1 protein-coding gene is annotated in these 457 nt (G+C 70.0%); it reads left to right on the top strand.

Features of this window, described 5'->3' with window-relative positions; all coding sequences use genetic code 11:
* The coding region (locus AC2JF9_RS09095) for a hypothetical protein (protein ID WP_500727123.1) at window positions 1–326 on the top strand (326 nt) is incomplete at its 5' end.
* Between the last annotated feature and the right edge of the window lie 131 nt (window positions 327–457).

The raw sequence follows: 457 nt of genomic DNA, 5'->3' as shown, positions 1-457 counted from the left end.
ACCCATCCGAATTCGCGCCCGCCAACAGCATCGAAACGGTGATCTGGGTCGCGGTCGGCGGGCGCGGCACGCTCGCCGGGGCGGCGCTGGGCGGCGTGGTCGTGAACGCCGGCAAGACCTGGTTCACCGGCATGCTGCCGGAACTCTGGCTCTTCGCGCTCGGCGCGCTCTTCGTGCTGGTCACGCTGTTCCTGCCCAAGGGCATTCTCGGCACCTTCACCGAATGGTGGACGGGACGGCGCCGACCCGCGGCCGCGGAGATCGAGGACGAGGACGGCGTGGCGCGGGCGATCGATTCCCGCGGCGCGCCGGTGCCGGCGGAGTGAAGCCGTGATCGCATCCTCCGCTCGCCCCGGCGAAAGCCGAAGCCCACGTCCGGCAGCTCACTGGATCCCGGCTTCCGCCGGGATGAGCGGGTGATCCTGTGCAGACCACGACCACGCCATCTCTCCTTTAT

This window comes from Lactobacillus sp. C449L (assembly GCF_059900815.1).
The sequence above is the reverse complement of the archived record's forward strand: the minus strand, read 5'-3'. Positions and strand labels throughout refer to the sequence as shown.